This window comes from Uliginosibacterium aquaticum, from assembly GCF_012972705.2.
Taxonomy (GTDB): Bacteria; Pseudomonadota; Gammaproteobacteria; order Burkholderiales; family Rhodocyclaceae; genus Uliginosibacterium; species Uliginosibacterium aquaticum.
Genome location: NZ_JABCSC020000003.1, coordinates 272,174 through 297,957, shown reverse-complemented (window position 1 = coordinate 297,957; position 25,784 = coordinate 272,174). Strand labels below are relative to the sequence as shown.

Below are 25,784 nucleotides of genomic sequence, written 5' to 3'. Positions count from 1 at the left end.
GCAGCAGGCAGAAAAAAGGCCCCGCACTGGCGGGGCCTTTTTCATGCGCTTGCAGTGGCTCAGTAGCCGACCGATGTGGCGTAGCTCAGCAGGCTGGAGGCGTAGGCGCCGCCCCAGGAGTAGCCGTAGCGACGCTCGGCTTCGATGGCCATGATGTCGTACTGCTTGCCGGTACAGGTGGCGAAGGGGGCCGGGGTGCTGCAATCGCTGCCGTTCGGGGTGCGGCCGCTGAAGAAGCCGACATCCTTGTCCAGATCATAGAAGCGATACCACATCACGCTGCCCGCCTGAGTCTGGATCGGGTTGTAAGTGATGTCGGTGCTGCCGGAGGCGCGATTGATGTAGGCAGTGTTGGCCACCTGCACGGCGCTGCTGCGGAACCAGGCCAGACCGGCCTGCACGGCTGCCTTGATCTCGGCAGTTTGCGGCCGGCTCATCAGATAGCCGATCACGCCGACCGATTCCTTGCCGCTCTTGGAGGGCCATTCATAGGCGCGCCCCTCACGTGCCACGTAGCTCACCGGGTCGTGCTGGGCGCACCACACCGTTTTCACCCCGTTCTGCACGATCTGGGATTTGAGGATGTAGTCCACGCCCTTGTCGATGGCGGTGGCCAGCTTGGCGTACTGGTCGGCGGTGAACAGGTCGGTGGCATCCAGCGGGGCCGTCTTCTTGGCGACCTGATCGAGCACCAGCATCACCCGCGCCATGGCGTCGTCATTGAAGGTGACGAAGTTGGAATAGGGCGTGTCTGCCTTGCGCGCCGGGTAGACTTGCGGGAAGCCGCCCGAGGGGTATTGCATCAGGAGCAGGAAATCGAGCGTCTTGCGGGCCGCATCGCGGTACTTGGTGTCGCCGCTGCGTTTGTAAACGTCGGCCAGGAAGAAGAGCTCCGAGGTGGTGGCGTCGTTGTCGATGGTGCCCAGGCTCTCATCATTCACGCCCAGCCAGCTGGAGGACTTGCTGCCCGAGACATAAGCCACCGTGTACAGGGCTGTCTTGCTCGTGCTGGCGGTGTTCTTGTAGTCGGTGAGGTGCTTGTAGAAGCCGCCCTCGGTGGTCTGCCAGGTCAGCATGATGTCGGCCTTGGCCATGTCTGCAGCGAGCTTGGCCGCTGCATCGCCGGTGGTGCTGAGCAGGATCTGGTAAGTCGTCATCTCGCCGCTGGCGGGGTTGCCGCTCTGGCTGAGGATCGGAGCTGCGCTGCTGACCGCGGCGCTGCTGCTGGAGCTACTGGTGGTGGATCGGTTCGCGCTGCTGCTGGCAGCCGAGCTCGAAACCGCTGCGCTGCTGGCGGCACTGCTGCTCGCCGGGTTGCTGGATGTGCTGGCGGATGTGCTGCCGCCGCCCCCGCAGGCACTGAGGCCGGCGCAAAGCAGCAGGGCAAGCACGCTGTGGCGTGTTGTGATCATGGTTCTCCTCCCAAGGATGTTTCTTGTTTGATCGGGCCGTGCCGGATTGCGGCCAGCCCAGCCGCATTCTGACCATGCGGAGGGCTTCGGGGGCTTCTTTTTTCTGCCGGCCCCGCTTGCGATCTTGAACTGCCGCGCAGCAAAAAGGCCTCGCTTGCGCGAGGCCTTCCGGGTGATGCGAACAGCGCGTCAGGCGGTGAGGCCGCCTGCATGCGTGATTACAGGGTGTAGCCGAGCACCTTGGCAAAGCCGGAATCCTTGGCCGGACGGGTGAAGGCTTCGCGGGTGAGGCGCGACATCGGCACTTGCAGGCTGGAGGTGTTGAACCACTTGTCGTAGATGCGGTTGATCTCGCCGCTGGCGTAGAGCTCGACGAGGGTCTTGTCGATGGCGCTGCGCAGTTCGTTGTCGTCCTTGCGCACCATGATGGCGTAGGGCTCGATCGAGAGGTAGTCACCGGCCAGGGCGTATTGATCGCGATCCGGCAGGGTGGACAGCAGGCCGGAGAGGAGCACGTCGTCCTGCGGGAAGGCGACGGCCTTGCCAGCTTGCAGGGCCTTGAGGGCTTCGGTGTTGCTGGGGTAGCTCTTGAGCTCGGTGGTGCGCAGCTCCTGATCACGCAGCTGGTTGAAGAGCTTCTCGGAGGTGGTGCCCTTGCTCAGTGCGATGCTGCCATTGGTGATGGTGCGCAGATCGGTGATGCCGGAATTCTTGCGGGTGAGGATCTTCATGCCGGCCACGAAGATCGTGTAGGAGAAGGAGACCTGTTCCTGACGTGCCTTGGTGTTGGTGGTGGAGCCGCATTCCATGTCGGCTTCGCCGCTCTTGATCTTGGGGATGCGCTCGGCGCCGCTCACGGTGATGTACTGCGCCTTGAGGTTGGGCAGCTTGAGATCCTTGCGCAGGCGCTCGACCACGCGCTGGCACAGCTCGACGGAGTAGCCGCTGGCCTGACCCTTTTCATCGACGAAGGAGAAGGGGCGCGAGGCTTCGCGGTTGGCAATGGTGATGGTCTGGGTCTGGCGAATGCGGGCCAGCGAATCAGCGGGCGTCTGGGCATGCGCAACGGAACTGGCAACGAGCAGGCCGGCAATCGCCAGGCCGGAAGAAAGACGGGAAAGGATGTACAGCATCGGGAACCTTGATCTTCAAAAATACAGGAGATGGCCTGGTGCAGACGGATCAATCCGCCCGCCAGGCAAACGCACATGCTCAACCGGGGCGGTGAGCAACTGCGAACTGGTTCGATTCTAAAACATACCCTTTCGTACGGCTTGTATATCTTCTTTCTGTGAAACCTTATTTTTCACAAGCCTGCCCTGGCTCAAGGGCCATTGCTGCGGCACGCCCAAGCCCGTCACCCTGTACTTTCACGCTGTGCCGACTGCGGCAGGGCGCCCCGGCGGGCGCCCTGCCCCACTGCGTTCAGCGCCAGCCTTCGAGCACGATCTTGCCGCGGGCCTTGCCCGATTCGAGCAGGGCATGGGCGCGCTTGAGGTTGGCCGCATTGATCGGGCCGAAGTGCTCGCCGAGGGTGCTGCGGATCTGGCCGGCGTCGACCAGGGCGGCGAGCCGGTCGAGGATCTGGTGCTGGGCGATCATGTCCGGCGTGTTGAACAGGGCGCGGGTGAACATCAGCTCCCAGTGCAGGGACACGGACTTGCGCTTGAGCAGCTTGATGTCGAAGGGCGCCGGATCGTCGATGAGGCCGAAACGGCCTTGCGGTGCGAGGCATTCGGCGATCTGGGCGATGTGCTGGTCGGTCTGGGTGAGGCTCACCACGTAGCGCACCTGCGGGATACCGATGCGCTTGAGTTCCTCGCTGAGCGGCTGGCTATGGTCGATCACATGATGGGCGCCGAGTTCCCGCACCCAGGCCTGGGTTTCGGGCCGAGAAGCGCTGCCGATCACGGTGAGACCGGTGAGCTGGCGTGCCAGCTGGGTCATGATCGAGCCGACGCCGCCGGCTGCGCCGATGATCAGGATGGCATCGTCGCTCGTGCCGCCCTGCTTCACTTCGAGGCGGTCAAACAGCATTTCCCAGGCGGTCAGGCCAGTCAGCGGCAGCGCCGCGGCCTGTGCATCCGGCAGGGACTGCGGGGCATGCCCGACGATGCGTGCGTCCACCACATGGCGCTGGCTGTTGGCACCCGCGCGGGCGATGGAGCCAGCGTACCAGACGCGATCGCCGGCCTTGAACAGCGTCACCTCGGCGCCCACGGCGAGCACCCGGCCGACGGCGTCCCAGCCCAGTACCTTGAACTCGCCCGCCGCCGGGGCCGCGCTCTTGCGCACCTTGGTATCGACCGGATTGACGGCGATGGCACTCACTTCAACCAGCAGATCGTGCGGGCCGTGCTGGGGCTCGGGCAACTCAAGGTCCAGCAAGGCATCGCTGTGCTCGATGGGGAGGATGTTCTGGTAGGCAACGGCTTTCATGGGCGGTTCTCCTGCTTGCGGTGGGAATGTTGCGAAGCGTGTGTCAGCTTCGGGCGGGGCGTCTGGGGGGCTGGGTGGCCAGCCGGGTGGGCACTGCGGCTGCATAGGGGCGGGCCTGCAGGACGACGATCTGCTCGCCCTCGGTGGTGGCCCATTCGATGTCCTGATCGCGACCCCGGAACAATTGGCGGATGGCGCTGCCAACGCGCGCGAGCCGCCGGGCGCTGGCTTCGTCGAGCACGGCCTGCTGCTGGTGGGCCTCGTCGATGGCGCGCTCGCGCACGCCGCCGGATTCATCGAGGGTCAGCTCGCTCTGTTCGTCGGTGCGGCTGAGCAACTGCACAGCGCCGCTGCGCGCGTCGACCATGACTTGCTCGGCGATCCGGCGGCCCTCGACGACCTTGATGCCGATGCCGCGCTTGGCGGCGATGTAGCTGGCGCCGCGATGCGCCGGATCGAAAGGATCACGGGTGATCATGACGCCGGAGCGGCGCGCATCGATGGCGGTCTGGACGAGCACGCCCATGGCCACCGCCTCCAGCGAGATGGCGCCGGCGCGGCGGGCCTCGAAGGCTTCGCTGTTGAAGACCGAGGCCCAGACGGTCTTGACGGCCTCGGGTAAGGCCTCGGCGAGGCGCACATTGGGCACGGTGGTGTAGAGGCCGGCGCCACTGAAACCGGGCAGGTCTTCCGAGTTGGAGGAGCTGCGCACGAAGACGCCCGTGCCGCCCAGTTGCTGTTGCCACTGCGCCTGCCACTCAGCCAGCCAGGCGGCCGGTAGCGGCAGGGCGATGAGCTGGCTGCGCAGGGTCTCCAGCGCGGCATGGCGCACGCGGGCATCGTCGTGAAAGTGCGGCGTGACCAGCGCTGCCTGGATCAGGGCCTGGGCGTCGGCACGCTTGATGAACTCGGCGTAGCGCGCAAAGGGAATGCAGAAACCATCCGGCACCTGCACCGAGGGAATCTTTGCTGCGCGGATTTCACCCAGATTGGCGGCCTTGGCGCCGCAATGCGCGCGATCCCGGGCGTGCAGCTGGCCCAGTGGCGTCAGGCTCTGGTGGCTGAGATCGGGCCGCGGCAGCGTGCGGGCCTTGTGCGCGATGACCAGTGTCTGCGGCGGAATCGGCTGGATCGTGTAGCCGGTGCGCGTCACCCGCAGTTCCACCCACTGCCGGTCGTAACCGGACAGCTCCGAGAGCGCGTTGCGCAACCAGGCATTCGGAATGCCCCAGCCCTTGGCGAGCAGGTTGACATGCGAGATGACCGTGGAGGGACGGCTGGTGATGACGCCCGCCACCGGCGGCAGGCTGATCGGCACTTCGTCGAGCACCAGGATGTCCTGTGGATCTGCATCGGCCACGATGCCGCCTGCTGGCACCACACGCACCCGGCCCCTCGCCACGCCCTCGTTGAGGGGCAGAAAAGCCTGCTCGCGGATCAGTTGCTCCTGCGACACGAAGGCCACGCCGGCGGCGGTCGCCACCCGCTCATGGGCCTGCGCGTTGGCCTTGAACAGCAAGGGCGCGAAGAAGGCTGCCTGCAGGCTTTGCTGCGCGGTGCGCAGCAGGCTCGTATCGAGCTGGTCGCCCTCCCAGCATTCGAAGGTCCATTGCTGCGTGCTGTTCTGCCAGCTCAGGGTGCCGAGGATGAAGCGTCGGTCCGGCGCACGGTAGTTGGCGGCCATGGCGGCGCGCCCGAGCTGCAGGTGGAGTGGCCCGCGGGTCAGGAATTGCTCATGCAGCCCATAGCGTCGGGTATTGATGAAGTAGGGCTGATCGCCATGCTGGCGGTCAATCAGGAACAGCAGGTGCGGCAGCTCCAGCGGCGTGCCGAGGTTGTAGCGCCGCGCCAGGCGATCGAAGTCGGCACGCTGGCTGATGTGATGGCGATAGGCCTCGCTTGCCGGCGGCAGGGGATCGACTTCTCCTGCCGCGCGGAAGGCCGAGGGCTTGGCTGCCAGCTGGGCCTGGGCGGGCAGCGCGCTAAGGGAGATCAGGCACAGCGCCGCCAGGGCGATTCGGCGGAGGCGGCAAGCCAGGGAGGAAACGGACGCAGCGCAGCTCATGCTGAATGAAAATGCCGGGGTAATGACAGGGCCCTCATCATGCCACCGGCCTTGGGCCACTGGTCTGCCAGCCGGAGCACCTGCGGGCCACTGATCCGGCCATCTCGCGCCTTCATTTGGGCGTTGCCAGCGCCGGGCGCAGGATTGAGGAAGGCTTGGCCCCGGCCTGCCCGCCCAGCTGGTTGAGCACCAGACTCACCAGCACCAGTGCCGCCCCGATCAGCTCGCCATTGCCCAGCGCATGGCCACGCAGCACGCCGATCAGCAGTGCGGTGAGCGGCACCACGTTGATGAAGAGCAGGCCACGCTGAGCGCCGATCTGGCGCATGCCCTGATTCCAGCACAGCACCGCCAGCACGGCAGCCAGCAGCACCAGAAACAGCAGGGCCGGGGCCAGCGCGGGCAAGGCTGCGGCGGAGGGCAGGCGCAGCGCACCGAAGACGCCCGCCAGCAGCCAGAAAGCCACCAGCCCGAGCGCCCCTCCGCTGCTGCTGAGCGCGGTGTAGCGCAGCGGCGACCAATGCGGGAAGGCTGCCGCGCCCATCGAATACAGCACCCAGCACATTCCGCCGGCAATCATCATCAGGGTGGGCAGCAGCGCCGCATGTTCGGTGAGCCGCGCCGGGTGGCCGTCGGTGGTCAGCAGGAGCACGCCCACCACCGCCAGGGCCAGGGCCACGAAACTGCGCGCCGCCGGGCGCTGGCCACTGCGGGCCCACTGGATCAGCACCGCGATCAGGGGCTGGAGGGCCATCACGATGGCACCGAACTCCGGCCGCGACATGCCCACAGCGTAGAACATGAGCAGGTTGAAGCCTGCAAACCCCAAGGTGCCAAGGCCCAGCAACTTCCAGCCCTGGCCCTCGAGGCGCCAGGCGGCCGCGCCTTCGCGCCAGGCCAGCAGGGCCATGAAGATCGGCGCAGCGATGCCATAGCGCCACAGGCTCATGCTGATCGGGTCCATGTCGGCCAGCACGGCTTTCGAGACCGGGAAGGCGGCGCCCCACATGACGGTGGCGGTCAGCAGGGCGAGCCCGCCCCAGGCAGCGGGACTCAGACGGAGCGGGAAGGCGGACATGGCGTGATCTCGGTTGCAGCGGGGGATGGCTGCAGTTTAGGGTGAGTCGATCTGTCAAAAAAGCGCTACAGTCGAACATGATTGTTTCTTAATGAGTGCAAATCATGGAACGCCTGATCAATATGGCCAGCTTTGCCGAAGTGGTTGAAGCGGGTGGCTTTTCGGCTGCGGCAGACCGCCTCGGCTGCTCGCGCGCCGTGGTGAGCAAGCGCATCAGCGCGCTGGAAAAGGATTTCGGCCTCACCCTGCTGCATCGCACGACCCGCCGCCAGAGCCTCACTGAGGCCGGCGAGGCGCTGTATGCCTACTGCCGCCGCGTGCTCGACGAGATGAACAGCGCCGAGGCGCATCTGCAGGAACTCTCCAGCACGCCGCGTGGCACCCTGCGGATCACGGCGCCGCATTCCTGGGGCAACCGCGTGCTGGGTCCGCAAATCGGGCGCTTCCTGCTGCGTTACCCGGAAATCCGGGTCGAGCTGCAGCTGAGCGATCAGCTCGCCGATCTGGCGGCCAGTGCGGTCGACATCGCCATCCGCCTCACCAACACCCCGGCGCCCGGGCTGGTGGCGCGCCACCTGGCCGAGCTGCCCTATGTGATCTGCGCTGCGCCGGCCTACCTGAAGACACATGGCATACCACTCCAGGCGCAGGAGCTGGCGCGCCACAACTGCATCTTCTATGCCGGCGAAGTCCGCCTCAACAACTGGCAGCTGCGCACCCCGCAAGGCGAACTGCTGGCGCTGGAAGTGGCCGGCTCGCTGGCCGTCAACAGCGTTGAAGTGATGCGCAGCGCGGCCCTCGAAGGCCTCGGCATCGTCGCCCTGTCGCGCTACCTGGTGGATGCAGAGTTGCAGCGCGGCGAACTGATCGAGGTCCTGGCCGATTGCCAGATGCCGCCACGCCAGATCCACCTCGTGACCCTGCCGGATCGCCTGCTGCCCGCCAAGACCCGCGCCTTCATCGACTTCCTGCTGCCGGGGCGGCTAGCCTGAGCGCGCCCGCGGCTTCAGCCGCAGAACCACACTCCACCCAGGCCCCGCCGGCTGAAGCCGGCCCTGCAACGGCCCCGACAGCCAGCCCCGTCACAGCGCCAACGCGCTCAGCCTCGGCCACAGGGTGAGGGCGCCCAGCGCGGCGGCGGTCAGCGCGCAAACCAGCACTGCGCCGGCAGCCAGATCCTTGGCGCGCCGGACGCGTTCATCATGCCCAGGCGAAACCAGATCGCAGACGAACTCGATGGCGGTGTTGATCAGCTCGGCCAGCCACACCAGCGCCATTGCCACGAGCAGCCAGCGCCAGTCCGCCGCGCTGATCCGCAAGGCCAGCCCCAGCGCACCCACCGCCAGCGTGCAGGCGAGATGGATCCAGGCGTTGTGCTGGGTGCGCAACATGAAGGCGATGCCGCTGCCGGCGTAACGGAAACTTCGCAGGCGCTGCCGCAGCGAGAAGCGGCCATCCGCCCGGCCCTCAGCGCGGCGCATGTGGAGGCCTCCGTGCGGGCTGCCAGCGCAGCGGGTCCGGCGCTGTACGCCGAGTACGCCCCGGCAAGGCGCGCAAGGCCGCCAGCACGAGGCCGCAGGCAGCGGCAATCAATACGCAACAGGCCATTTCTGTCTCCTCAGGTGTAGGGCTGGATCAGGATCTCGCGGCGCGCGTCGAGCGACACCGTCACGCGCGCCGCACCCTGCGCATCGGCACGCACCCGGGTTTCGACACAGCCGCTGCAGAGATGGATCTGGCCCGGCCGCAACCCGGCCAGATCGAGCGTCTGCAGGCCGGGGCGCAAACCCGGATAGAGGGTAGCCATGAGCACACCGCCATGCTGCACGGCACGTGCCACCCGCACTTCGGGATAGGCGGCGCGGCTGATATGCGGCTGGCGGGCAGGCAGGCTCGGCTGAGTGACCAGGCGCCGGAAAGCCCCTGCCTCACCAGTGCGCGCCATCAGCTCCACGGCATGCGCCCACACCGAGGCGCGCGGGCGCCAGAATGGGCCGCCCTGCGCGGACTCGTCCCGTGCCGGGCAGGTCTGCTCAAGGGCTTCGAAACACAAGCCGGCGACTTCGCGATCGCCCATCTCCACCGCCGCGAGCGCCGTGGCCGCCAGGGCCGCAGCCGGCGAGTGGCCGTAGTTGCCGGTATCGATCGACCAGAAGCGCGTCAGGCGCAGGGCTCCGCGCGCATCGAGCAGGCTGCGTCGCAGCAGCAGCCACTGGCGCAGGGCGATGTCCGGCAGGCTGGCGTTCAGGAAGAAGCTCGGCAAGGCCTGCGGCATGGCGCCGCCGATGCCCGGCAAGGCCAGCCCGGTATGACTCGAACGACAGGGCACGAAGGCCCCGCCAAGGGTGATGAATTCGGTTTCAAGCGAGGCGCGAAAGCGCGCGGCAAGGCCGGCCCAGTGCCGCTCCCCGCGCTGGGCATCGCAGGCCCGGATGCCGGCTACGCCGATGGCATTGCAGAGCGGATAAATCCAGTTCGGCTCGCAAGCCATCAGGGTGAAGGGAGAGTCTCCGAAGCCGCGCTGCAGCGCAGCCGTCAGCGCCGGCAGATCGGCCTGGTAAAGCCTGCTATCGGGATGCCTGAGCGGCAGGCTGCCGGGCCGGGCAAACTCGCGGCGCCCGGAGGACGCCTGATAGAGCGCCATCTGGGTGGCCAGAAAACCGGTGTACATGATGTTTTCGCGCGCGATGGGGTCTGGATCGCGGCGCAGGTTGCCCCACAGGTTTTCAAGTGCCCAGTAACGCCAGACGCGGTGATCGGCCTGCTTGTGGATCAGGTTCTGCTGGGCCTCATCGAGGTAGCCGCTGAAGGCCGGCAGGCGGGTGCTGCGCGCCATCGCCAGGGCGTAGCCCATGAAGTGCAGCTGGTAGCGCACGGCCGCGGTCTGGAACTGGTCGCGCCATTCGAAACCCTCGAACTCAGCCATCGGCTGCAGGGCTCGGTCGAGCACGAAGCCCATCAGCTTGAGCTCCTGCGGGCTCAGCTCGGCGGGCAAGACTTCGGCGGGCCGCTCGAACCGGCAGGCAAGCGCTGCGGCCTCATGAACCAGATCATGATTGGCCTGTACCCGCTGCCGGCGGCCACGCCAGGCATGCAGCACGCTCAGCAGGAGCGCGCTCAGCAAACCGCACAGCACCAGCAGGCAAAGCTCGCGCAGTGAATCCGCGCTGGCCCCGCCGGGCTGCATCCACGCGGCCGTCAGTGCAGCCAGCAGCCAGGCCACCGGTGGCGCCAGCAGATTGCCGGTGGCGAACCAAAGCAGGCACGCCGCGGCAAAAATCAGCAGGCTGGCAACGAACAGCCCTGCCTGCAGCAGCCCCACTGCGGAGGCGCAATCGGCACGTGCAAAGAAACCGCCGCCAGGCAGGATCAGGCCGAGGCCGAAGACCTGCCAGAAACGCTCGCCTGCGCCCCCGGCGAGGGCCGCACCGCTCAGGCACAGCAGGCCATAGATCGCGCCCAGCCGCAGCAGGCGTGACAGGCTCAGCGGGCCACAGGGCAGACGACGATCGGGCAACAGGCAGGGGCTCACACGGACTCCGGACAGGCATCAGGACAGGCATCAGGACAGGCGCCCAGTCTGGCCGGCCTGTGTGAGGCGCGTGTGAGCCCGGTGTGAAGTCAGCCCGGCCGCGCGAACCAGCTCGCCAGAAAGTCCAGCATCGTGCGCAGGGTGGCGGACTGGTGCTGGCGCGAGCTGTAGATGCCGTAAATGCCCAACAGCTGTGGCACTTCCTGCGGCAGCAGGGCGACCAGTTTGCCACTGGCAATCAGGGACGCGGCGGAATACACCGGCTGCATACTGATGCCCGCGCCTTCCACGGCGGCCTGCAGCAACACGACCGAATCATTGGCGCTGAGATTGCCACTCACCGGCACGCTCAGCTGCTCGCTACCGCGCTCGAAATTCCACAGGCTCTTGCCGAAATAGGCGTAGGTCAGGCAGTTGTGCAGGGCCAGGTCCTCAGCACGCTGCGGCGTACCCCGCGCCTGCAGATAGGCCGGTGCGGCGCAGATCACCGAAGGGCACTGGCCCAGCGGGCGGGCGATGAGGTTCGGATCCAGCTGATTGGTGATGCGGATCGCCAGATCGATGCGCTCCTCGACCAGATTCACCACCTTGTTGCCGATCTGCAGATCGATCGCGGTGCGCGGATAGCGCGCAAGATAGGCCGCCACCGCCGCCGCCAGACTCGCCAGGGCCAGTGAGGGCGCGCAGGCGATGCGCAGCATGCCGGCGGGTTCATCCGCCAGCGCATCGGCCGCGCGCGGCATCTGCCCGGCCAGCGCCAGCATCTCGCGGCAGCGCACCAGGGTGGCCTCTCCCGCAGAAGTGAGGCCGAGGCGGCGCGTGGTCCGATGCAGGAGGCGGGCGCCGGCCCAGTGCTCCATCTCGGCAAGGTAACGCGTGACCATGGCGCGTGACATCTGCAGCGCTTCGGCCGCTGCGATCAGGCTGCCACGCTCGGTGATGGTGACAAACACTTCGGCGGCGATGATGCGATCCACAATTCGTCCGATTCAAGCAATCAATCATTGCAGGATAGCGGGTTTTTCGCGCGATCTGCGCAACCTATGCTTCGCTCACTCCAACCCGAACAAGGAAGCCCGACATGCTCCGCAAGCCTCTCCTCATCGCCCTCGCCACCCTCGGTTTCACGGCGGCCGCCCAGGCTGCGCCGCTCACGCTGGAGGTCTACAACCCCGGCGAGAACGCCATTTTCCCGGTCAGCTCCAGCATTCTGAGTGGCGAGCACGAAGCCATCCTGATCGATGCCCAGTTCCAGCGTAACGATGCCGAAGCCCTGGTGCAGAAGCTCAAGGCCAGCGGCAAGACCCTCAGCACCATCTACATCAGCCACAGCGATCCGGACTACTACTTCGGGCTGGACGTGATCCAGGCCGCTTTCCCGGCCGCGAAGATCGTCGCCACACCGCAGACCGTGGCCCACATCAAGGCCAGCATGGACAGCAAGCTCGCCTACTGGGGCCCGATCCTCAAGGACAATGCGCCGCAGAAGCTGGTGCTGCCCGAGGTGCTGGCCGGCGATACGCTCAAGCTCGAAGGCCAGCGCATCCAGATCAAGGGCCTCAAAGGCCCGAGCCCGGAGCGCAGCTATCTGTGGATTCCCTCGCTCAAGACCGTAGCCGGGGGCGTCGTCGTCTCCAGTGGCATCCATGTGTGGGTGGCCGACACGCAGAGCGCCAAGTCACGCCAGGACTGGCAGGCCACCCTCAAGGCCATCGCCGCGCTGAAGCCCGCCGCAGTGGTGCCCGGACACTACCTGGGTGATGCGCCCAAAGGCCTCGGTGCGGTGAGCTACACCGGCGATTACCTCAAGGCCTTCGAAAAGGAAGCCGCCCGGGCCAAGGACTCCGCCACCCTGATCAAGGCCATGAGCGCGAGCTACCCACAAGCCGGCGAAGCGGCCTCGCTGGAAATTTCGGCCAAGGTCATCAAGGGCGAAATGAAGTGGCCGCAGTGAGCGCAACGCGCAATACTTGATGCCCCGGCCCCGCCATTCCTGCGCAAGCGGGAATGGCGTGTCATGAATACTAAAAACAGACGCAGGAAATCCCCATGAGCACGCTCCACTACATCTTTGATCCCCTTTGCGGCTGGTGCTATGCCGTCGCCCCGCTGCTCCGCGCAGCGCATGCCGTGCCCGGCCTCAGCATCGCCCTGCATGGCGGCGGCATGATGAGCGGCGCCAACCGGCGCAGCATCACTCCGCAATGGCGCGACTACGTGCTGCCACACGACCGCCGCATCGCCCAGCTCACCGGCCAGCCCTTCGGCGAAGCCTATTTCGAAGGCTTGCTGCGTGACACCACGGCCGTGATGGACTCCGCTCCGCCGACCACCGCCATCCTCGCTGCCGAGGAACTCGCAGGGCGGGGGCTGGACATGGCACACCACCTGCAACATGCGCACTACGTCGAGGGCCGCCGTATCGCCGATCAAGCCGTGCTGCAGGCGCTGGCTGCCGAACTCGGGCTGGAGGCCGCTGCGTTCACTGCCGCGTTCGAGCGACTCGCGGGTGAAGCCACCGAGCAGCACTTCCGTGAAAGCCGCCACTGGCTCGCCCGCGTCGGCGGCCAGGGCTTCCCGACCCTGGTACTGGAGCAGGCCGATGGCGCGCTCGCGCGTATCGACGTCAGCCCCTTCCTCGGCCAGCCGGAAGCCTTCGCTGCGGCCCTACGCCAGCAAGTGCCGGCAGCGGACGAGGAAGAAATGATTCCGCATTGCGGGCTGGATGGCTGTACGGACGCCTGAAGCAGGCGCGCCCCTATTGTTCAGCCAACCAGGATCCCGCGCCGCTCGGCCAGGCTGATGGTGGCGCGGGTGCCGGCATTGAACTGCAGGTAGTCGCTCTCGATGCCATCGCTGAAAATGACGCCGTTCTCAGCCATCTGCGACACCAGAATCAGCGGCGCCTCGCGTGAGACTTGTCCGAAGCTGATGCTGCTGGCCGAAGTCTTGCTGGGCCAAGGCTCGCGCACCGAAAAGTACAGATAGTCAGACTCCCAGCGAAAGTCTTCGAGTACACCAGCATTCGCATCCCCACCAAGCGCAGTGGCGATGCCGCTGGCACCGGCCAGCACGCTGCGCAACCAGCCACTGCCGCCCATCCCGGTCGACACGATGATGCCGCTGGAGGACTGGCGCTCGGTCACCCCGCCGCAGCTGATTTCGTAGCGCGCCGAAGTGTGCGTGCGTGGCCCGATGAACAGGTCATTCACCGCACACAGGGTCTCTCCGGTATTGAGGCTGGCCTGCGCCATGCTCACCTCATGCAGCGGACGCCGGGCAGCGAATACCTCGGGCAAGAGGCGATCCAGATCACGCACAACGAAAGGCAGAAGCACACCTTCCCAACGCGCCGGATCCGGATTCACACCAATCAGTGGCTGACCATCGAGATACTTCAGCACATTGGCCACCAACCCGTCCTGACCCAGCGCGACGACCGTATCGTGCGGGCCAAACACGAAGTTCGGCACGAAGGCTCGGTCCAGCACCTGCAGGCGTCCGTGGCGGGCCAGGGCCTGACTGGTTGCCGTCACCGCTTCACGGTAATGGCGATGCTCCAGCTGATAGTCGGAAAAGTCCGCACCGAGATGTTCGACGTAGAAGCGCGCCTGCCCCTCGGTATTGAAGCGCTGGATCAGCTCTTCAAGCCGGGTGCGCCGCGTCACCAGCACGATCTTGTTCTCGCTGCTGCGCTCCATGCTCAGTTGCGCTCGCGCTCAAGCAGGCCCTGCAGCAGCTCGGAGGAGATATTGAGCTCACCGATCTTGCCGGCGTTCTCGGCCAGCTCCTTGAACGACAGCGCGACCAGTTGCGCCGCATCGAGGCGGGCACTGGTGAGAGCCTGCAAGACCTTCGGATCGGTTTCGGAGAGCGCGCGCATCATGGCCGAAATGCCATAGGCCTTGGCATCAGCCTCCTCGCGGGTGTTGGCCGTGGAGAGTGCCAGCAGATCCTTGTTCTGCTCTTCCAGCGCGATCTTGGTGGCCATCTCCGCTTCGCGCAGCTCGCGCTTCTTCTGCTGCACGGATTTCTCCGCGTCCATCTGCGCTTCCTTGATCTGGCGCTTCTTGTTCTCCACCGCAATCTCGGTATTCAGCTCGTTCTCCTTGATCGAGCGCTCCTGCTCCACGGCAGCATTGCGCCGCGCGAACACCGCCTCGTCCGCCTGACGCAGGATGGCTTCGCGGGCTTCGGCCTCAAGCGCGCGCGAGGTCTCCGGCGTTGGCTTGATGGCCAGGATGGAGAGCCCGAGCACCTCGATGCCCAGCGAGGTGATCACATCGGCAGCCTGCATGCCGACCCGCACGCTGCCCACCAGGCGATCTGCCCCGCCCAACGCCTCACGCAGGGACATCACGCGCAACGACGAACTGGTCAGCACCTGAGCGTGGTTGATGAGGCGCTGCGGCAGTTTCTGCGGGTCCTCTGAGGCGTAATCACGACCATTCGCCGCCAGGGTGAAATTCATCAACTGGGCCAGCTTGCGCGGGTCTGTGACGCGATAGGAAAGCTGGCCCTGCACGGTGACCGACTGAAAATCTGCCGTGGCCTCTTCGAAGATGAAGGGCACATCGACACTGCCCACCGGCACGCGCACCAGCGAGCTGGTCGGGCCGTAATAGAAGAAGGACAAGCCCACGCCCTCGCGCACAACCTTGCCACTCTTGTACTGCAACAGGAAGTCGGTCGGGCCGACCTTGATGAAGCGGATGCCGAACATGGATGCTCCTTACGTGATCGTGGATTCAGTTAACGAGAGCGAGGAAGTGGTTGAGGATATTGAAGTGATCTTCGAAAAACTCGCCTTCCATGCCGGCGAGTTGTGCGATGGGGAACCACTTCGCCTCGGCCGCATCATCGGCGCCTTCCACTTCGGGCGGGCGGGTGTGCTTCAGGTCGAAGAAGTGGGCATGGGTGATGGTGCGGGCGCGGGTGCTGCGATCGGGGTGATCGAACACGGCGGTCCCCGCCAAGGCCTCTTCCAGCGTGGCATCGAGCAGGCCAAAGCCGGTTTCCTCCCGCAGTTCGCGGATCGCGCCCTGCAGCACACGCTCACGCCCGTCCAGAAAACCACCGGGCAGCGCCCAGGTGCCTTTGCCCGGTGCACGGCCACGCTTGACCAGCAGGATCTGTTCCGACGCCTTGACCACCGCATCGACGGTGATGAAAGGCCCGTTGCCCCAGACCTTGCGGCTCTCCTCGACGGCGAAGTGCTCGTCGCGCAGATGGGCGAACATCGGCAAGGCGGCCCAGCCACGCATGTAGTGCAGCGCGGCGGCGGGCAGCAGCGGCGCGAGCAAGGCGCGGGTCACCTCCGGATCCTCACCCTCGAACCAGATCCGGCGCAGGGCGGTGGCATCGATCTCGCCCTGCCTTGGCATGCCGATGAATTCCCAGTCCGGGAAGCGGTTCAGGTACTGGCTGGAAGCGTCTTTCAGGTAACCGATCAGGGCCACGCGGGCCTTGTGGCCGAGCGCCTGCTCGACCAGTGCCGCGGCAGCCGATGCCCAGCGCGCGTCGTCGTAGTAATCGCGCATCGGCAGGAAGCTGACGCGAGCACGCTGCGCCTCGCTCAAGGTGCAGCCCATCATCGCGGCGCGCTCTTCCCAGCTGAAGGGGTTCTTGGCATTGCGGGCGGAGAAGGCCGAGCCGAGCAGCACGATCACGCGCGGGGCGGTTTCCAGCGCCTGGGCGAGCAAGGCGGCATGACCGTTGTGGAAGGGCTGGAAGCGGCCGATCAGAACGGCGGCATCGAATTGACTCATCTGTTTCTCCTCAGAAATCGTATTTCGCCGCAATCGGCATCTGCCGCCCGCTGCCGAAGGCACGCCCGCGCAGGCGCAGGATCGGCGGGGCCTGACGGCGCTTGTATTCGTTGCGGGCGATCATGCGCTTGATGCGTGAAATCAGCGCCCTCCCCTCCTCGCCGGCCTGCTGCCGGGCGAAGGCGGCAGCCACGGCGGCGCGCTCATCCTCGCCGAGGCGTTCGCCCTCGATGAGCTGCTTGAGGATCGCGTCCAGCACCGGATAGGGCGGCAGGCTATCGGTATCGCGCTGACCCGGTGCGAGTTCGGCGGAGGGCTCCTTGTCGATGATCGCAACCGGAATCAGCTCCCGGCCTGCTGCGGCATTGAGGTGGCGACACAGCTCGAAGACTTCGGTCTTGTAGAGATCGCCAATGAGCCCGAGTCCACCGTTGGTATCGCCATACAGGGTGCAGTAGCCCACCGAGATCTCGCTCTTGTTGCCGGTGGTGAGCAGCAGGTGGCCGAAGGCATTGGAATATTCCATCAGGATGGTTCCGCGCACGCGTGCCTGCAGGTTCTCCAGCGTGAGGCCCTGCAGTGGCGCCTCGAAGGCCGCGGAGAAGCCCTCACCGTAAGTGGCCACGAGATCGCGGATCGGATGCTCGATCAGGCGCACGCCGAGATTGCGGCACAGATCAACGGAATCATCGACGCTGCCGGCACTGGAGAACTTCGAGGGCATGGTGATGCCGACAACGTTCTCCGCCCCCAGCGCCTCGGCTGCCAACGCCAGGGTCAGGGCACTGTCGATCCCGCCGGAAGAGCCGACCACAGCTCGCGTGAAACCGCAGCGGCGGGCGTAGTCGCGCAGGCCCAGCACGATCTGGCGACGGTAGAACTCCATCGCCGGCAGGCCTTCATCGCTGCTGGGTGGCAGGCGGGCGCCACTGGCCTCGCAGAAATGGCCGTCGTCGAAAGTCAGGGTCCGGATGGCCTCGCTGAAGCGCTCCGCCTCGAAGACCACGCCGGCCTGCGGCTCCACGGCGAAGGAAGAACCGTCGTAGATGATCTGGTCATGCCCGCCGACCTGATTCACGTACACCAGCGGCAGTTGATGGCGAGCGCTCGCCGCCGCGAAGAGCTTGCGGCGCAGGGCATGCTTGCCGATGCTGGAGGGTGAGGCGTTGATCGATACGACCAGATCCGGCGCGGCATCGGCCAGGCGCTCGAAGGGGTTCACTGCATAGTCGCGCCCTTCATCGTTCCAGCCATCTTCACAGATCAGGAAGCCGACCTGCTGGCCGCCCACGCGCAACACGCGGGCCAGGTCCGGCCCCGGTTCGAAGTGGCGGCGTTCATCGAAGATGTTGTAGGTCGGCAGGAGCTGTTTGGCATAGCGCAGGCGCACCGCGCCATCGGCCAGCACCAGCAGGCAATTCTGCAGTGCCTTGCCCGGCCCCTCGCGACGCTGCGGCGCCCCCACCACCCAGTGCAGACCCGGCGTGCTGCGGGTAACGGCCAACAGGTCCGCCAGGCCTTGCTCGATGCGGGCAAGGAAGTCCGGCTCGTCGAGCAGGTCACCGGGGTAGTAACCGGTCAGCGAGAGTTCCGGGAAGACCACCAGGCTGGCGCCTGCAGCCTGGGCCCGGTTGGCCGCGGCCTGCATCAGGGCGCAGTTGCCGGTGATGTCCCCAACGGTCGGGTTGATCTGTGCGAGGGTGAGTTTGAAGCCGGATGTCATGAACAGGATCTGCCTGAAAATTGTTGCAAGCGGGTGCGCACCTGCATCAGCACCTTGCCGAGGCGGTTCTCACCTTGCCATTGGGTGGGATCGAGCGCGCGCGGGTCTTCCTCTTCCAGCCCGATGCCCCAGATCGGATCGTCCGGGCTGGCTTCGACGAGAAGGCGCTCGCCGGTAGCGAGCAAGGCTTCGCCCAGCGCCGGGTTCTGACGGAATTTCTCGAGCAGCCCGATGGCCACCAGTGCCTCGCACTCATCAGACCAGCGCACGCTGTCGAAACCGCGGATCTTGCGACCCAGCAGCTTCTGCCGCCGCGGATGGACTTCGGCCAGGATCGCCGCAGCCATCTCTGCATCGCCGAACAGGCGGGCCTTGGCAAACATCATCCACTGCTCGCCGCAATTGAAGCGCTGCCCATCGATCTCGAACACGCTGGGGTACCAGTTCGAGTAGATCTCGTTGGCTCGCCAGAACAGCAGCATCTGCGGAGTAAGGCGCATCGGGCTACTGCCTCAGAGCGAATGATCGAAAACCTGACGCAGGTAGGCGAGGAAGGTTTCGTCCTCGCACAGCGTCTTGCCCGGTGCATCGGAGAGCTTGGCCACTGGCTGGCCATTGCAGGCGGTGATCTTCATGACGATGTTGAGGGCCTTGTGCGGCGTGTCGTTGGAGAGATCAGTGCCGATGCCGAAACTGGTCTGGATGCGGCCGTGGAAGTGGTGATACAGCTCCAGCGCGCGCGGAATGTTGAGACCGTCTGAAAACACCAGACGCTTGCTGGCCGGATCGATGCGCAGCTTGTGGTAGTGGGCGATGGCCTTCTCACCCCACACGACGGGATCGCCGGAATCGTGGCGCAAACCATCGAAGAGCTTGGCGAAATACAGATCGAAATCGCGCAGGAAGGCATCCATGCCGACGACATCGGTCAGCGCCACGCCGAGATCCCCCCGGAACTCCTGCACCCACCCCTCCAGAGCGGCCTTCTGGAAATCGCGCAGACGGAAGCCGAAGGACTGGTAGGCCTGCAGATATTCATGGGCCATGGTGCCGATCGGGGTCAGGCCAAACTGCTTCGCCAGGTAGACGTTGGAGGTGCCCCGAAAGTGCTGGGGAGCCACCTCGGCAAAGCGCTGCACCACCTCCTCCTGCCAGGCCCCCGAGTAGCGGCGGCGCAGGCCGAAGTCGAAGAGCACGAAGGGAGAGGCCGTGTTCGCCGGAATGCTCTGCAAACCGGCCTGCAACACGCCGATCTTGGCCTGCAGACGTTCGCGGGCCACGGTCATCACCCCTTCCTGCGGCAGCCGGCGGAAGTACAACTCGTTCACGATATAGAGTACGAATATCTCGAAGCCCATCACGTGCACCAGGGGGCCGCGTGCCACGATCTCCAGCGTTTCGCCCACCGCGCGCACTTCGATGAAGCGGCGTTGAAAACGGAACAGGGAGAGGAAATCGACGAAATCGCTCTTGATGAAGCGCAGGCTGGCGAGGTAATCCAGCTCATCCTGGGTGAAGTACAGGCTGCACAGGTGATCGAGCTCACGCTCCACCTCGTCCTTCAGCTCGGCGAGCGGAAAGGCCGGCCGGTTGCGGCAGACAAACCGGTACTCCGCCTGAGCGCCGGGGTTGCTGTGCAGCAAGGCCTGCCACATCGTGAATTTGTAGAGGTCGTTCTCCAGCAGGCTGCGTACGACCGGTGTCTGATTGGCTTGCATGTGTGTGGCTCCGCCGAGGGTCCTGCCTGTCATTTCAACGCGCATTGTCCAGCAGTTCTGCACGCACTTCGCTGGCGTTCATCAACTGCACGCCGCGCTCGCGCATCGCGGCGAGGAATTCCGCATACGCGGACTCGAAACCGCTCACCGGGCTGATGCAATCCTCGATCAGCACCAGCTTGCCCAGCTCGGCGGCCGGCCAGTGCGCCACGATGTGTTCGGTGGTGGCCCTGACGCAGTGACTGCCCGCCTCGCCAGCGATGAAGACGCGCTCTGCACTGCGCAGCCGGGCCAGCAGCGCCTCATTGAGCTGGGTGGCGGCATCCGCCGGATCCGGCACCTCGGCCTGCATCGCGCTGTAGTGTTCGGTCAGCGGGTTTTCGCCCTTGCTGACTTTGGCGACGATGGCCGTCCGGGCCTCTTCCCAGCGATTGAGTGCCAGGCGCAGAACATGGTGAATGTTGTGACCCCAGCTGCCGATCTCGCAATGCACCGGCCAGACCATGTGGGTATAACGACCCGCGGCCTCCAGTGCATCGAGATAGCTTTGCGCGCGCACCTGCCACTGCGGCGCGCGCGGCAGGTAGCGGCCTGCACGCAGCTCGGCGGCCGTAATCTGGGTGAAGGGTGCGACGCCCTGGCCATCGGCATCCTGCCAGAAGGTCGGGTGAGCGATATCGAGGTGCTGGTGCGAATCGAGCGTGACCGTGATGGCTTCTAGCCCCGCGCGGCCAGCGTCGATCAAGGCAGCAAGGGCCAGCATGTCAGCGTGAGCGCCGGGCACCGGCAGGCTCGGTGCAAAACGGCCGCCGAGCGGATCGAGCGGGCAATAGTCGGCGGGCAGATCACAGAAATCGTTCTGCGGGTCGATGATGAGCAGATGAAGATTGCGCTGAGCCATGAATTTCTCCTGGATCACCCGCGTTTCCCGGCGGGTATGGATCCACTCTAAACAACTTAGATGCATTTTGCAACTAACACCGTACCGGAGTCGTAAAAATCACGGATAGTCGCTAGACTGTTCGTGTCTTTTTGCAACTAAGCAGGGATTCCTGATGCCTCAGAAGGCCATCATCTGCACTGTCGACGTCGTACTGCTGTGCCTGCGCGGAACGGTCTTGAACGTGGCGCTGTGGCGGCGCGAGCGCGCGCCCTTCGAAGGCAGTCCGGCGCTCCCCGGCGGCTATATCCACCCCGAGGAAGATGTGGATACGCTGGACGCCGCAAGTCGCATGCTGCGCGAGAAGACCGGCATTGCCAGCCCTTACCTGGAACAGCTCGGCACTTTTTCCGGGGCCAGTCGCGATCCGCGTGGCTGGTCCATCTCGATCGCCTACTACGCCCTGCTTCCGGCCGAACTGATCGAACAGGAGCCGGCGCCTGGCCTGGTGCTGCAAGCCGTCGAGCAGCTCAAGGGCCTGCCCTTCGACCACAAGGACATCGTGCAGGCTGCGGTGCAGCGGGTGCGCAACAAGAGCAGCTACTCCTCGCTGCCGGTCTATCTGTGTGGCGAGCAATTCACCCTGCCACGCCTGCAGGCCGTCTATGAAGCGGTGCTCGGTGAGCCGATCAACAAGGTGAGTTTCCGCCGCAAGATGGAAGAGCTGGACATGCTGGAAGCGGTGGAGGGCGCCATGGAAACCGGCCGCGCCAACCGGCCGGCCCAGCTCTATCGCCTCAAGCACGAGTTTCAGCAGTGTCTGTCCGTTTCGCCCCGCTCCCTGACGGCTGCCGCAGGCTAAGTCCTGCGTCTGCCGGGTTTTCACTCCCGGATATCTCATGCCCGAAGCACGCCCCCAGACCCGCGTCATCCGCAGCCTTTCCGCACTCCTGACGAGCTGCCTTGGTTTTGCCAGCGCTCATGCGCAGGACGCCCAGCCGCTGTTTGACCAGCCCATCCAGGAACAACACCTGCGCCTGCCTCCCGACCCGCTGAATCCACACACGAAGCCGGAAGTGGCGTGCTTCCATTACCCCGGCCTGATGATCAAGCAGGTCGATCTGGGCGAGAAAGGCGCGGCACGTCTGGCCATCATTCCAGTCCCGCCCGACAAGAAACCCCCGTCTTGTACGCGCCAGAAAGCGCGCGGTGAACGGGTCGTCGATACCACCGACTGGGCTGGCTATTTCGAGGGCGTCAAAGCCCCCTTCGTGTTCTTCACCAGTGACGATGGCCGCAATGATGGACAAGGCTTTGCCGTCTTCACCCAGGATGGCCGGAAAATATTTGCGGACCTGAGCGGCGGGCTGCACCGCATCGAGCTGCTGAGCCCCCCGCAACGACCGGAGGACAGGCCCTGGCATAGCAGCCTGTTGAAGCTGCGCTACGAGCGTATCCACCTGGCCAGCTGCTCGCTGCGTGCCGCTCCAGAGGCTTGCTGGCAGACCATTCGCCAGGCCACCGGCCTGAGTGCCTCGCAGCCGCCGGATTGCAGCGCCTCCTACGAAGCGGAGGAAAAGCGCGTACCCGCAGGGCTCCGCGAGCAAGTGGCCGCCGATCCCAGCGTGATTGCCTACGAAGTGGAAGTCGTGCTTGATGACGGCGGCACGGTACAGCGGGTCACGCCTGTGTCCGAGGCCAGGGGCTGCTGGGCAGCACAATAGACGGGCACAAAGCCACCAGCCTGAAGCGCCGCTCTGAGCGGAAATCCAGCGCCGTCGAGCAACGCTGGATCCCCGCTTTCACAGAGACGACTAAAACGTAATGCCAAACGCCTAACTAAACGCTATCACCCGCCGATCGGGTTCCTTCAAACCGACGGGAGCGAGGCTGCGTCAGGAGTCGGACGACGCCTGCGTCTCGTCCACGCCAGGTTTTCTTCTGCGCATCAGCAGATACGCCGCCGGCACCAGAAACATCGACAGCAGCGGCGCAGTGATCATGCCGCCGACCATCGGTGCCGCAATGCGCTGCATCACCTCAGAGCCGGTGCCGCCGCCCCACATGATGGGCAAGAGGCCGGCAAGGATTACCGCCACGGTCATGGCCTTGGGGCGCACGCGCAGCACCGCACCTTCGCGGATCGCATCACACAGGGCTTCCGTGTCGCTCATGCCTTGGGCCAAGCGTTCTTCCCAAGCGTGCTTCAGGTACAGCAGCATGATCACACCAAACTCGGCCGACACCCCGGCCAGCGCGATGAAGCCCACTGCGCCCGCAACGGACAGGTTGTAGCCCAGCAGCCACAGCAGCCAGATACCGCCGACCAGCGCGAAGGGCAGCGTGGCCATGATCAGCAAGGCTTCATCGACGCGGCGGAAGGTTAGGTAGAGCAGCAGGAAGATGATCATCAGGGTGAAAGGCACCACGATCTTCATCTTCGCGGCGGCGCGTTCCATGTACTCGAACTGACCCGACCAGGCCAGCGAATAACCTGCTGGCATCTTTACCTGTGCGCTGACGGCTTGCTGCATGTCATGCACGGTGCGCGCCAGATCGCGGCCACGGATGTCGACATAGACCCAGCCGGAGAGGCGCGCGTTTTCGCTCTTGAGCATGGGCGGGCCGTCGCTGATGCGGATCTGCGCCACGTCACCGAGTGACAGGCGCTGGGCACGCGGGCCGACGATGGGCAGCTCGCGCAGCTTCTGTACCGAATCGCGCAGCTCGCGCGGGTAGCGCACATTGATCGGATAGCGCGCCAGACCCTCGATGGTCTCGCCGACGTTCTCGCCGCCGATGGCCGCGCTCACCACGCTCTGTACATCGGCGATGTTCATGCCGAAACGCGCGGCGGCGTCGCGGTCGATGTTCACGTCGATGTAGCGTCCGCCGGTGAGGCGCTCGGCCAGGGCCGAGCTGACACCGGGCACCTCCTTCACCACGCGTTCGATCTGGGTGGTGAGGCGCTCGATCTCGGCCAGCGAAGCCCCGCCCACCTTGATGCCCACCGGGCTCTTGATGCCGGTGGCGAGCATGTCGATGCGGTTGCGGATCGGCGGCACCCAGATGTTGGCCAGCCCCGGCACCTTGACGATGCGATCCAGTTCCTCGATCAGCTTCTCGGTGGTCATGCCCGGCCGCCATTCACTCTTCGGCTTGAACTGGATGGTGGTCTCGAACATCTCGATCGGCGCCGGGTCGGTCGCCGTTTCGGCGCGCCCCGCCTTGCCGAAGACGCGCGCGACTTCGGGCACCGTCTTGATCAAACGGTCGGTCTGCTGCAACAACTCGCTGGCTTTGCCAGCGGAGAGCATCGGCAAGGCGGTCGGCATGTAGAGCAGATCGCCTTCGTCCATCGGCGGCATGAACTCGCCGCCGATGTGCTGCAGCGGCCACAGACTCAGCAGCAAGAGCAGCAGCGCGCCGGCCAGCGTGGCTTTCGGCCAGGCCAGTACGCCGTCGAGCAGCGGGCGATAGATCGCGATCAGGAAGCGGTTGAGCGGGTTCTTGTGCTCGTCCGGGATCTTGCCGCGAATCAGGTAACCCATCAGCACCGGGATCAGCGTGACGGCCAGCGCAGCCGCAGCGGCCATCGCGTAGGTCTTGGTGAAGGCCAGCGGCGAGAACAGCCGCCCCTCCTGCGCCTCCAGCGTGAATACCGGAATGAAGGAGAGAGTGATGATCAGCAGCGAGAAGAACAGCGCCGGGCCGACTTCGGCGGCGGCTTCCGCGATGATCTGCCAGTGTTCGGCGGGCGTTGGCTCGCGAGGACTCCCCTCGCCCCTTTGGGGAGAGGGGGCGGGGGAGAGGGGCGTCTCGCCCACTGCAAAACCCCTCTCCCGGCCCTGCGGGCCACCCTCTCCCGCAAGCGGGAGAGGGGAAGTAGCGTGCGCATGCTTCCATTTTTCCAGATGCTTGTGCGCGTTCTCGATCATCACAACCGCCGCATCCACCATCGCCCCGATGGCAATCGCGATGCCGCCCAGTGACATGATGTTCGCATTAACGCCCTGATAGTGCATCACGATGAAGGCCATCAGCACGCCCAGCGGCAGCGAGATGATCGCCACCAGCGAGGAGCGCAAGTGGAACAGGAAGATGAAGCACACCAGCGCCACAACGATGAATTCCTCCAGCAGCTTGTGGCTGAGGTTGTCCACCGCGCGTTCGATCAGGTCGCCGCGATCATAGGTCGGCACGATCTCCACGCCTTCGGGCAGGCTGGATTTGAGGGACTCCAGCTTGGCCTTCACCGCGTGGATGGCTTCCAGCGCATTCTTACCGCTACGCAAGACGACCACGCCCCCCGCGACTTCACCCTCGCCGTCGAGTTCAGCAATCCCGCGGCGCATCTCGGGGCCGATCTGCACATTGGCCACGTCGCCAAGGCGCACCGATACGCCGGAGGCTTCGGCCATCAGCGGAATCTTGCGGAAATCGTCGAGGGTCTGCAGATAGCCCGAGGCGCGCACCATGTATTCGGCCTCACCCAGCTCCAGCACCGAGCCGCCGGTTTCCTGATTGGCGCGGCCAATGGCGTCGATGACCATCGCATGGCTCAGCCCGTAGGCGCGCAGCCGGTCGGGATTCAGCACGATCTGATACTGCTTGACCATGCCGCCCACCGAGGCGACCTCGGCCACGTTTGGCACGGTCTTCAGCTCGTACTTGAGGAACCAGTCCTGCAGCGATCTCAGCTGCGCCAGATCGTGCTTGCCGCTTTTGTCGACCAGCGCGTAGCTGTAGATCCAGCCCACGCCGGTGGCATCCGGCCCGAGCGCGGTCTTGGCGGACGGCGGCAGACGCGACTGCACCTGATTCAGATACTCCAGCACGCGCGAACGCGCCCAGTACAGGTCGGTGCCATCTTCGAAGAGCACGTAGACGAAGGAGTCGCCGAAGAAGGAGAAGCCGCGCACCGTCTTCGCGCCCGGCACCGAGAGCATGGTGGTGGTGAGCGGATAGGTGACCTGATTCTCGACGATCTGCGGCGCCTGCCCCGGGTAGCTGGTGCGGATGATCACCTGCACGTCGGACAGATCCGGCAGCGCATCCAGTGGCGTGCGCAGTGCGGCGTAGATGCCCCATGCCGTGAGCATCACCGTGGCGAGCAGGACGAGGAAGCGGTTGCTGATCGACCAGCGGATGAGTTGGGCGATCATGCTG

General features: G+C 65.4%; 21 protein-coding genes. 5 read left to right on the top strand and 16 right to left on the bottom strand.

Features of this window, described 5'->3' with window-relative positions; translation table 11 throughout:
• Positions 1-59: 59 nt before the first annotated feature.
• The 5 genes from pelA to HJ583_RS12710 all read right to left on the bottom strand — a co-directional run bounded on the left by pelA (position 60) and on the right by HJ583_RS12710 (position 6,994).
• The gene (pelA, locus tag HJ583_RS12730) at positions 60-1,412 is read right to left on the bottom strand and encodes a pectate lyase (protein ID WP_170022274.1); all 1,353 of its coding nucleotides are present in this window, start codon (positions 1,410-1,412) and stop codon (positions 60-62) included.
• Between the two features lie 218 nt (positions 1,413-1,630).
• On the bottom strand, positions 1,631-2,545 hold the full coding sequence (locus HJ583_RS12725; RefSeq protein WP_170022273.1) for an amino acid ABC transporter substrate-binding protein: 915 nt from the start codon (positions 2,543-2,545) through the stop codon (positions 1,631-1,633).
• Positions 2,546-2,837: 292 nt separating this feature from the next.
• The gene (locus HJ583_RS12720; RefSeq protein ID WP_170022272.1) at positions 2,838-3,851 is read right to left on the bottom strand and encodes a zinc-binding alcohol dehydrogenase family protein; all 1,014 of its coding nucleotides are present in this window, start codon (positions 3,849-3,851) and stop codon (positions 2,838-2,840) included.
• Positions 3,852-3,894: 43 nt separating this feature from the next.
• Positions 3,895-5,916: a PEP/pyruvate-binding domain-containing protein gene (locus HJ583_RS12715; protein WP_170022271.1), complete on the bottom strand. Its 2,022-nt coding sequence runs from the start codon at positions 5,914-5,916 to the stop codon at positions 3,895-3,897.
• Between the two features lie 112 nt (positions 5,917-6,028).
• A complete protein-coding gene (locus tag HJ583_RS12710) occupies positions 6,029-6,994 on the bottom strand; it encodes a DMT family transporter (RefSeq protein ID WP_170022270.1) in 966 nt (321 codons plus the stop codon).
• Between the two features lie 104 nt (positions 6,995-7,098).
• On the opposite strand from HJ583_RS12710, the gene HJ583_RS12705 reads away from it, so the two are divergent.
• Positions 7,099-7,986 (top strand): LysR family transcriptional regulator, encoded by an 888-nt coding sequence (locus HJ583_RS12705; RefSeq protein ID WP_170022269.1) that lies wholly within the window; start codon positions 7,099-7,101, stop codon positions 7,984-7,986.
• Positions 7,987-8,076: 90 nt separating this feature from the next.
• On the opposite strand, the gene HJ583_RS12700 is transcribed toward HJ583_RS12705, so the two are convergent.
• The 3 genes from HJ583_RS12700 to HJ583_RS12690 form a co-directional block, all read right to left on the bottom strand.
• A complete protein-coding gene (locus HJ583_RS12700) occupies positions 8,077-8,475 on the bottom strand; it encodes a diacylglycerol kinase family protein (RefSeq protein ID WP_170022268.1) in 399 nt (132 codons plus the stop codon).
• 137 nt (positions 8,476-8,612) lie between these two features.
• Positions 8,613-10,526, bottom strand: coding sequence for a linalool dehydratase/isomerase domain-containing protein (locus tag HJ583_RS19135; RefSeq protein WP_170022267.1), 1,914 nt, complete (start codon positions 10,524-10,526; stop codon positions 8,613-8,615).
• Positions 10,527-10,615: 89 nt separating this feature from the next.
• Complete coding sequence (locus HJ583_RS12690) at positions 10,616-11,503, bottom strand: LysR family transcriptional regulator (RefSeq protein ID WP_170022266.1); 888 nt, start codon at positions 11,501-11,503, stop codon at positions 10,616-10,618.
• A gap of 104 nt (positions 11,504-11,607) precedes the next feature.
• On the opposite strand from HJ583_RS12690, the gene HJ583_RS12685 reads away from it, so the two are divergent.
• Positions 11,608-12,480 (top strand): MBL fold metallo-hydrolase, encoded by an 873-nt coding sequence (locus HJ583_RS12685; RefSeq protein WP_170022265.1) that lies wholly within the window; start codon positions 11,608-11,610, stop codon positions 12,478-12,480.
• 95 nt (positions 12,481-12,575) lie between these two features.
• Complete coding sequence (locus HJ583_RS12680) at positions 12,576-13,271, top strand: DsbA family protein (RefSeq protein ID WP_170022264.1); 696 nt, start codon at positions 12,576-12,578, stop codon at positions 13,269-13,271.
• A gap of 20 nt (positions 13,272-13,291) precedes the next feature.
• Here HJ583_RS12680 and HJ583_RS12675 read toward each other — a convergent pair whose 3' ends face one another.
• Genes HJ583_RS12675 through HJ583_RS12645 form a run of 7 tightly spaced genes read right to left on the bottom strand, consistent with a single transcriptional unit; the run spans position 13,292 to position 20,636 of the window.
• Positions 13,292-14,227 (bottom strand): diacylglycerol kinase catalytic domain-containing protein, encoded by a 936-nt coding sequence (locus tag HJ583_RS12675; protein ID WP_170022263.1) that lies wholly within the window; start codon positions 14,225-14,227, stop codon positions 13,292-13,294.
• Positions 14,228-14,229: 2 nt separating this feature from the next.
• Positions 14,230-15,249 (bottom strand): SPFH domain-containing protein, encoded by a 1,020-nt coding sequence (locus HJ583_RS12670; RefSeq protein ID WP_101940710.1) that lies wholly within the window; start codon positions 15,247-15,249, stop codon positions 14,230-14,232.
• Between the two features lie 25 nt (positions 15,250-15,274).
• The gene (locus HJ583_RS12665) at positions 15,275-16,294 is read right to left on the bottom strand and encodes an NUDIX domain-containing protein (RefSeq protein WP_170022262.1); all 1,020 of its coding nucleotides are present in this window, start codon (positions 16,292-16,294) and stop codon (positions 15,275-15,277) included.
• Positions 16,295-16,304: 10 nt separating this feature from the next.
• Positions 16,305-18,017 carry an NAD+ synthase gene (locus HJ583_RS12660; protein ID WP_170022261.1) on the bottom strand — a complete coding sequence of 571 codons (1,713 nt, stop codon included), beginning with the start codon at positions 18,015-18,017 and terminating at the stop codon, positions 16,305-16,307.
• Positions 18,014-18,517: an NADAR family protein gene (locus HJ583_RS12655; RefSeq protein ID WP_170022260.1), complete on the bottom strand. Its 504-nt coding sequence runs from the start codon at positions 18,515-18,517 to the stop codon at positions 18,014-18,016. The genes HJ583_RS12660 and HJ583_RS12655 overlap by 4 nt, the downstream gene beginning before the upstream one ends.
• Before the next feature lie 12 nt (positions 18,518-18,529).
• Positions 18,530-19,735 (bottom strand): nicotinate phosphoribosyltransferase, encoded by a 1,206-nt coding sequence (gene pncB / locus HJ583_RS12650; protein ID WP_217423407.1) that lies wholly within the window; start codon positions 19,733-19,735, stop codon positions 18,530-18,532.
• Between the two features lie 34 nt (positions 19,736-19,769).
• Positions 19,770-20,636: a cysteine hydrolase family protein gene (locus HJ583_RS12645; RefSeq protein ID WP_170022258.1), complete on the bottom strand. Its 867-nt coding sequence runs from the start codon at positions 20,634-20,636 to the stop codon at positions 19,770-19,772.
• 154 nt (positions 20,637-20,790) lie between these two features.
• Between HJ583_RS12645 and HJ583_RS12640 the strand changes: the two genes are divergently transcribed.
• Positions 20,791-21,477 (top strand): NUDIX hydrolase, encoded by a 687-nt coding sequence (locus tag HJ583_RS12640; RefSeq protein WP_170022257.1) that lies wholly within the window; start codon positions 20,791-20,793, stop codon positions 21,475-21,477.
• Between the two features lie 37 nt (positions 21,478-21,514).
• Complete coding sequence (locus tag HJ583_RS12635; protein WP_170022256.1) at positions 21,515-22,339, top strand: hypothetical protein; 825 nt, start codon at positions 21,515-21,517, stop codon at positions 22,337-22,339.
• 171 nt (positions 22,340-22,510) lie between these two features.
• Here HJ583_RS12635 and HJ583_RS12630 read toward each other — a convergent pair whose 3' ends face one another.
• Positions 22,511-25,780, bottom strand: coding sequence for an efflux RND transporter permease subunit (locus HJ583_RS12630; RefSeq protein ID WP_170022255.1), 3,270 nt, complete (start codon positions 25,778-25,780; stop codon positions 22,511-22,513).
• Positions 25,781-25,784 lie beyond the last annotated feature (4 nt).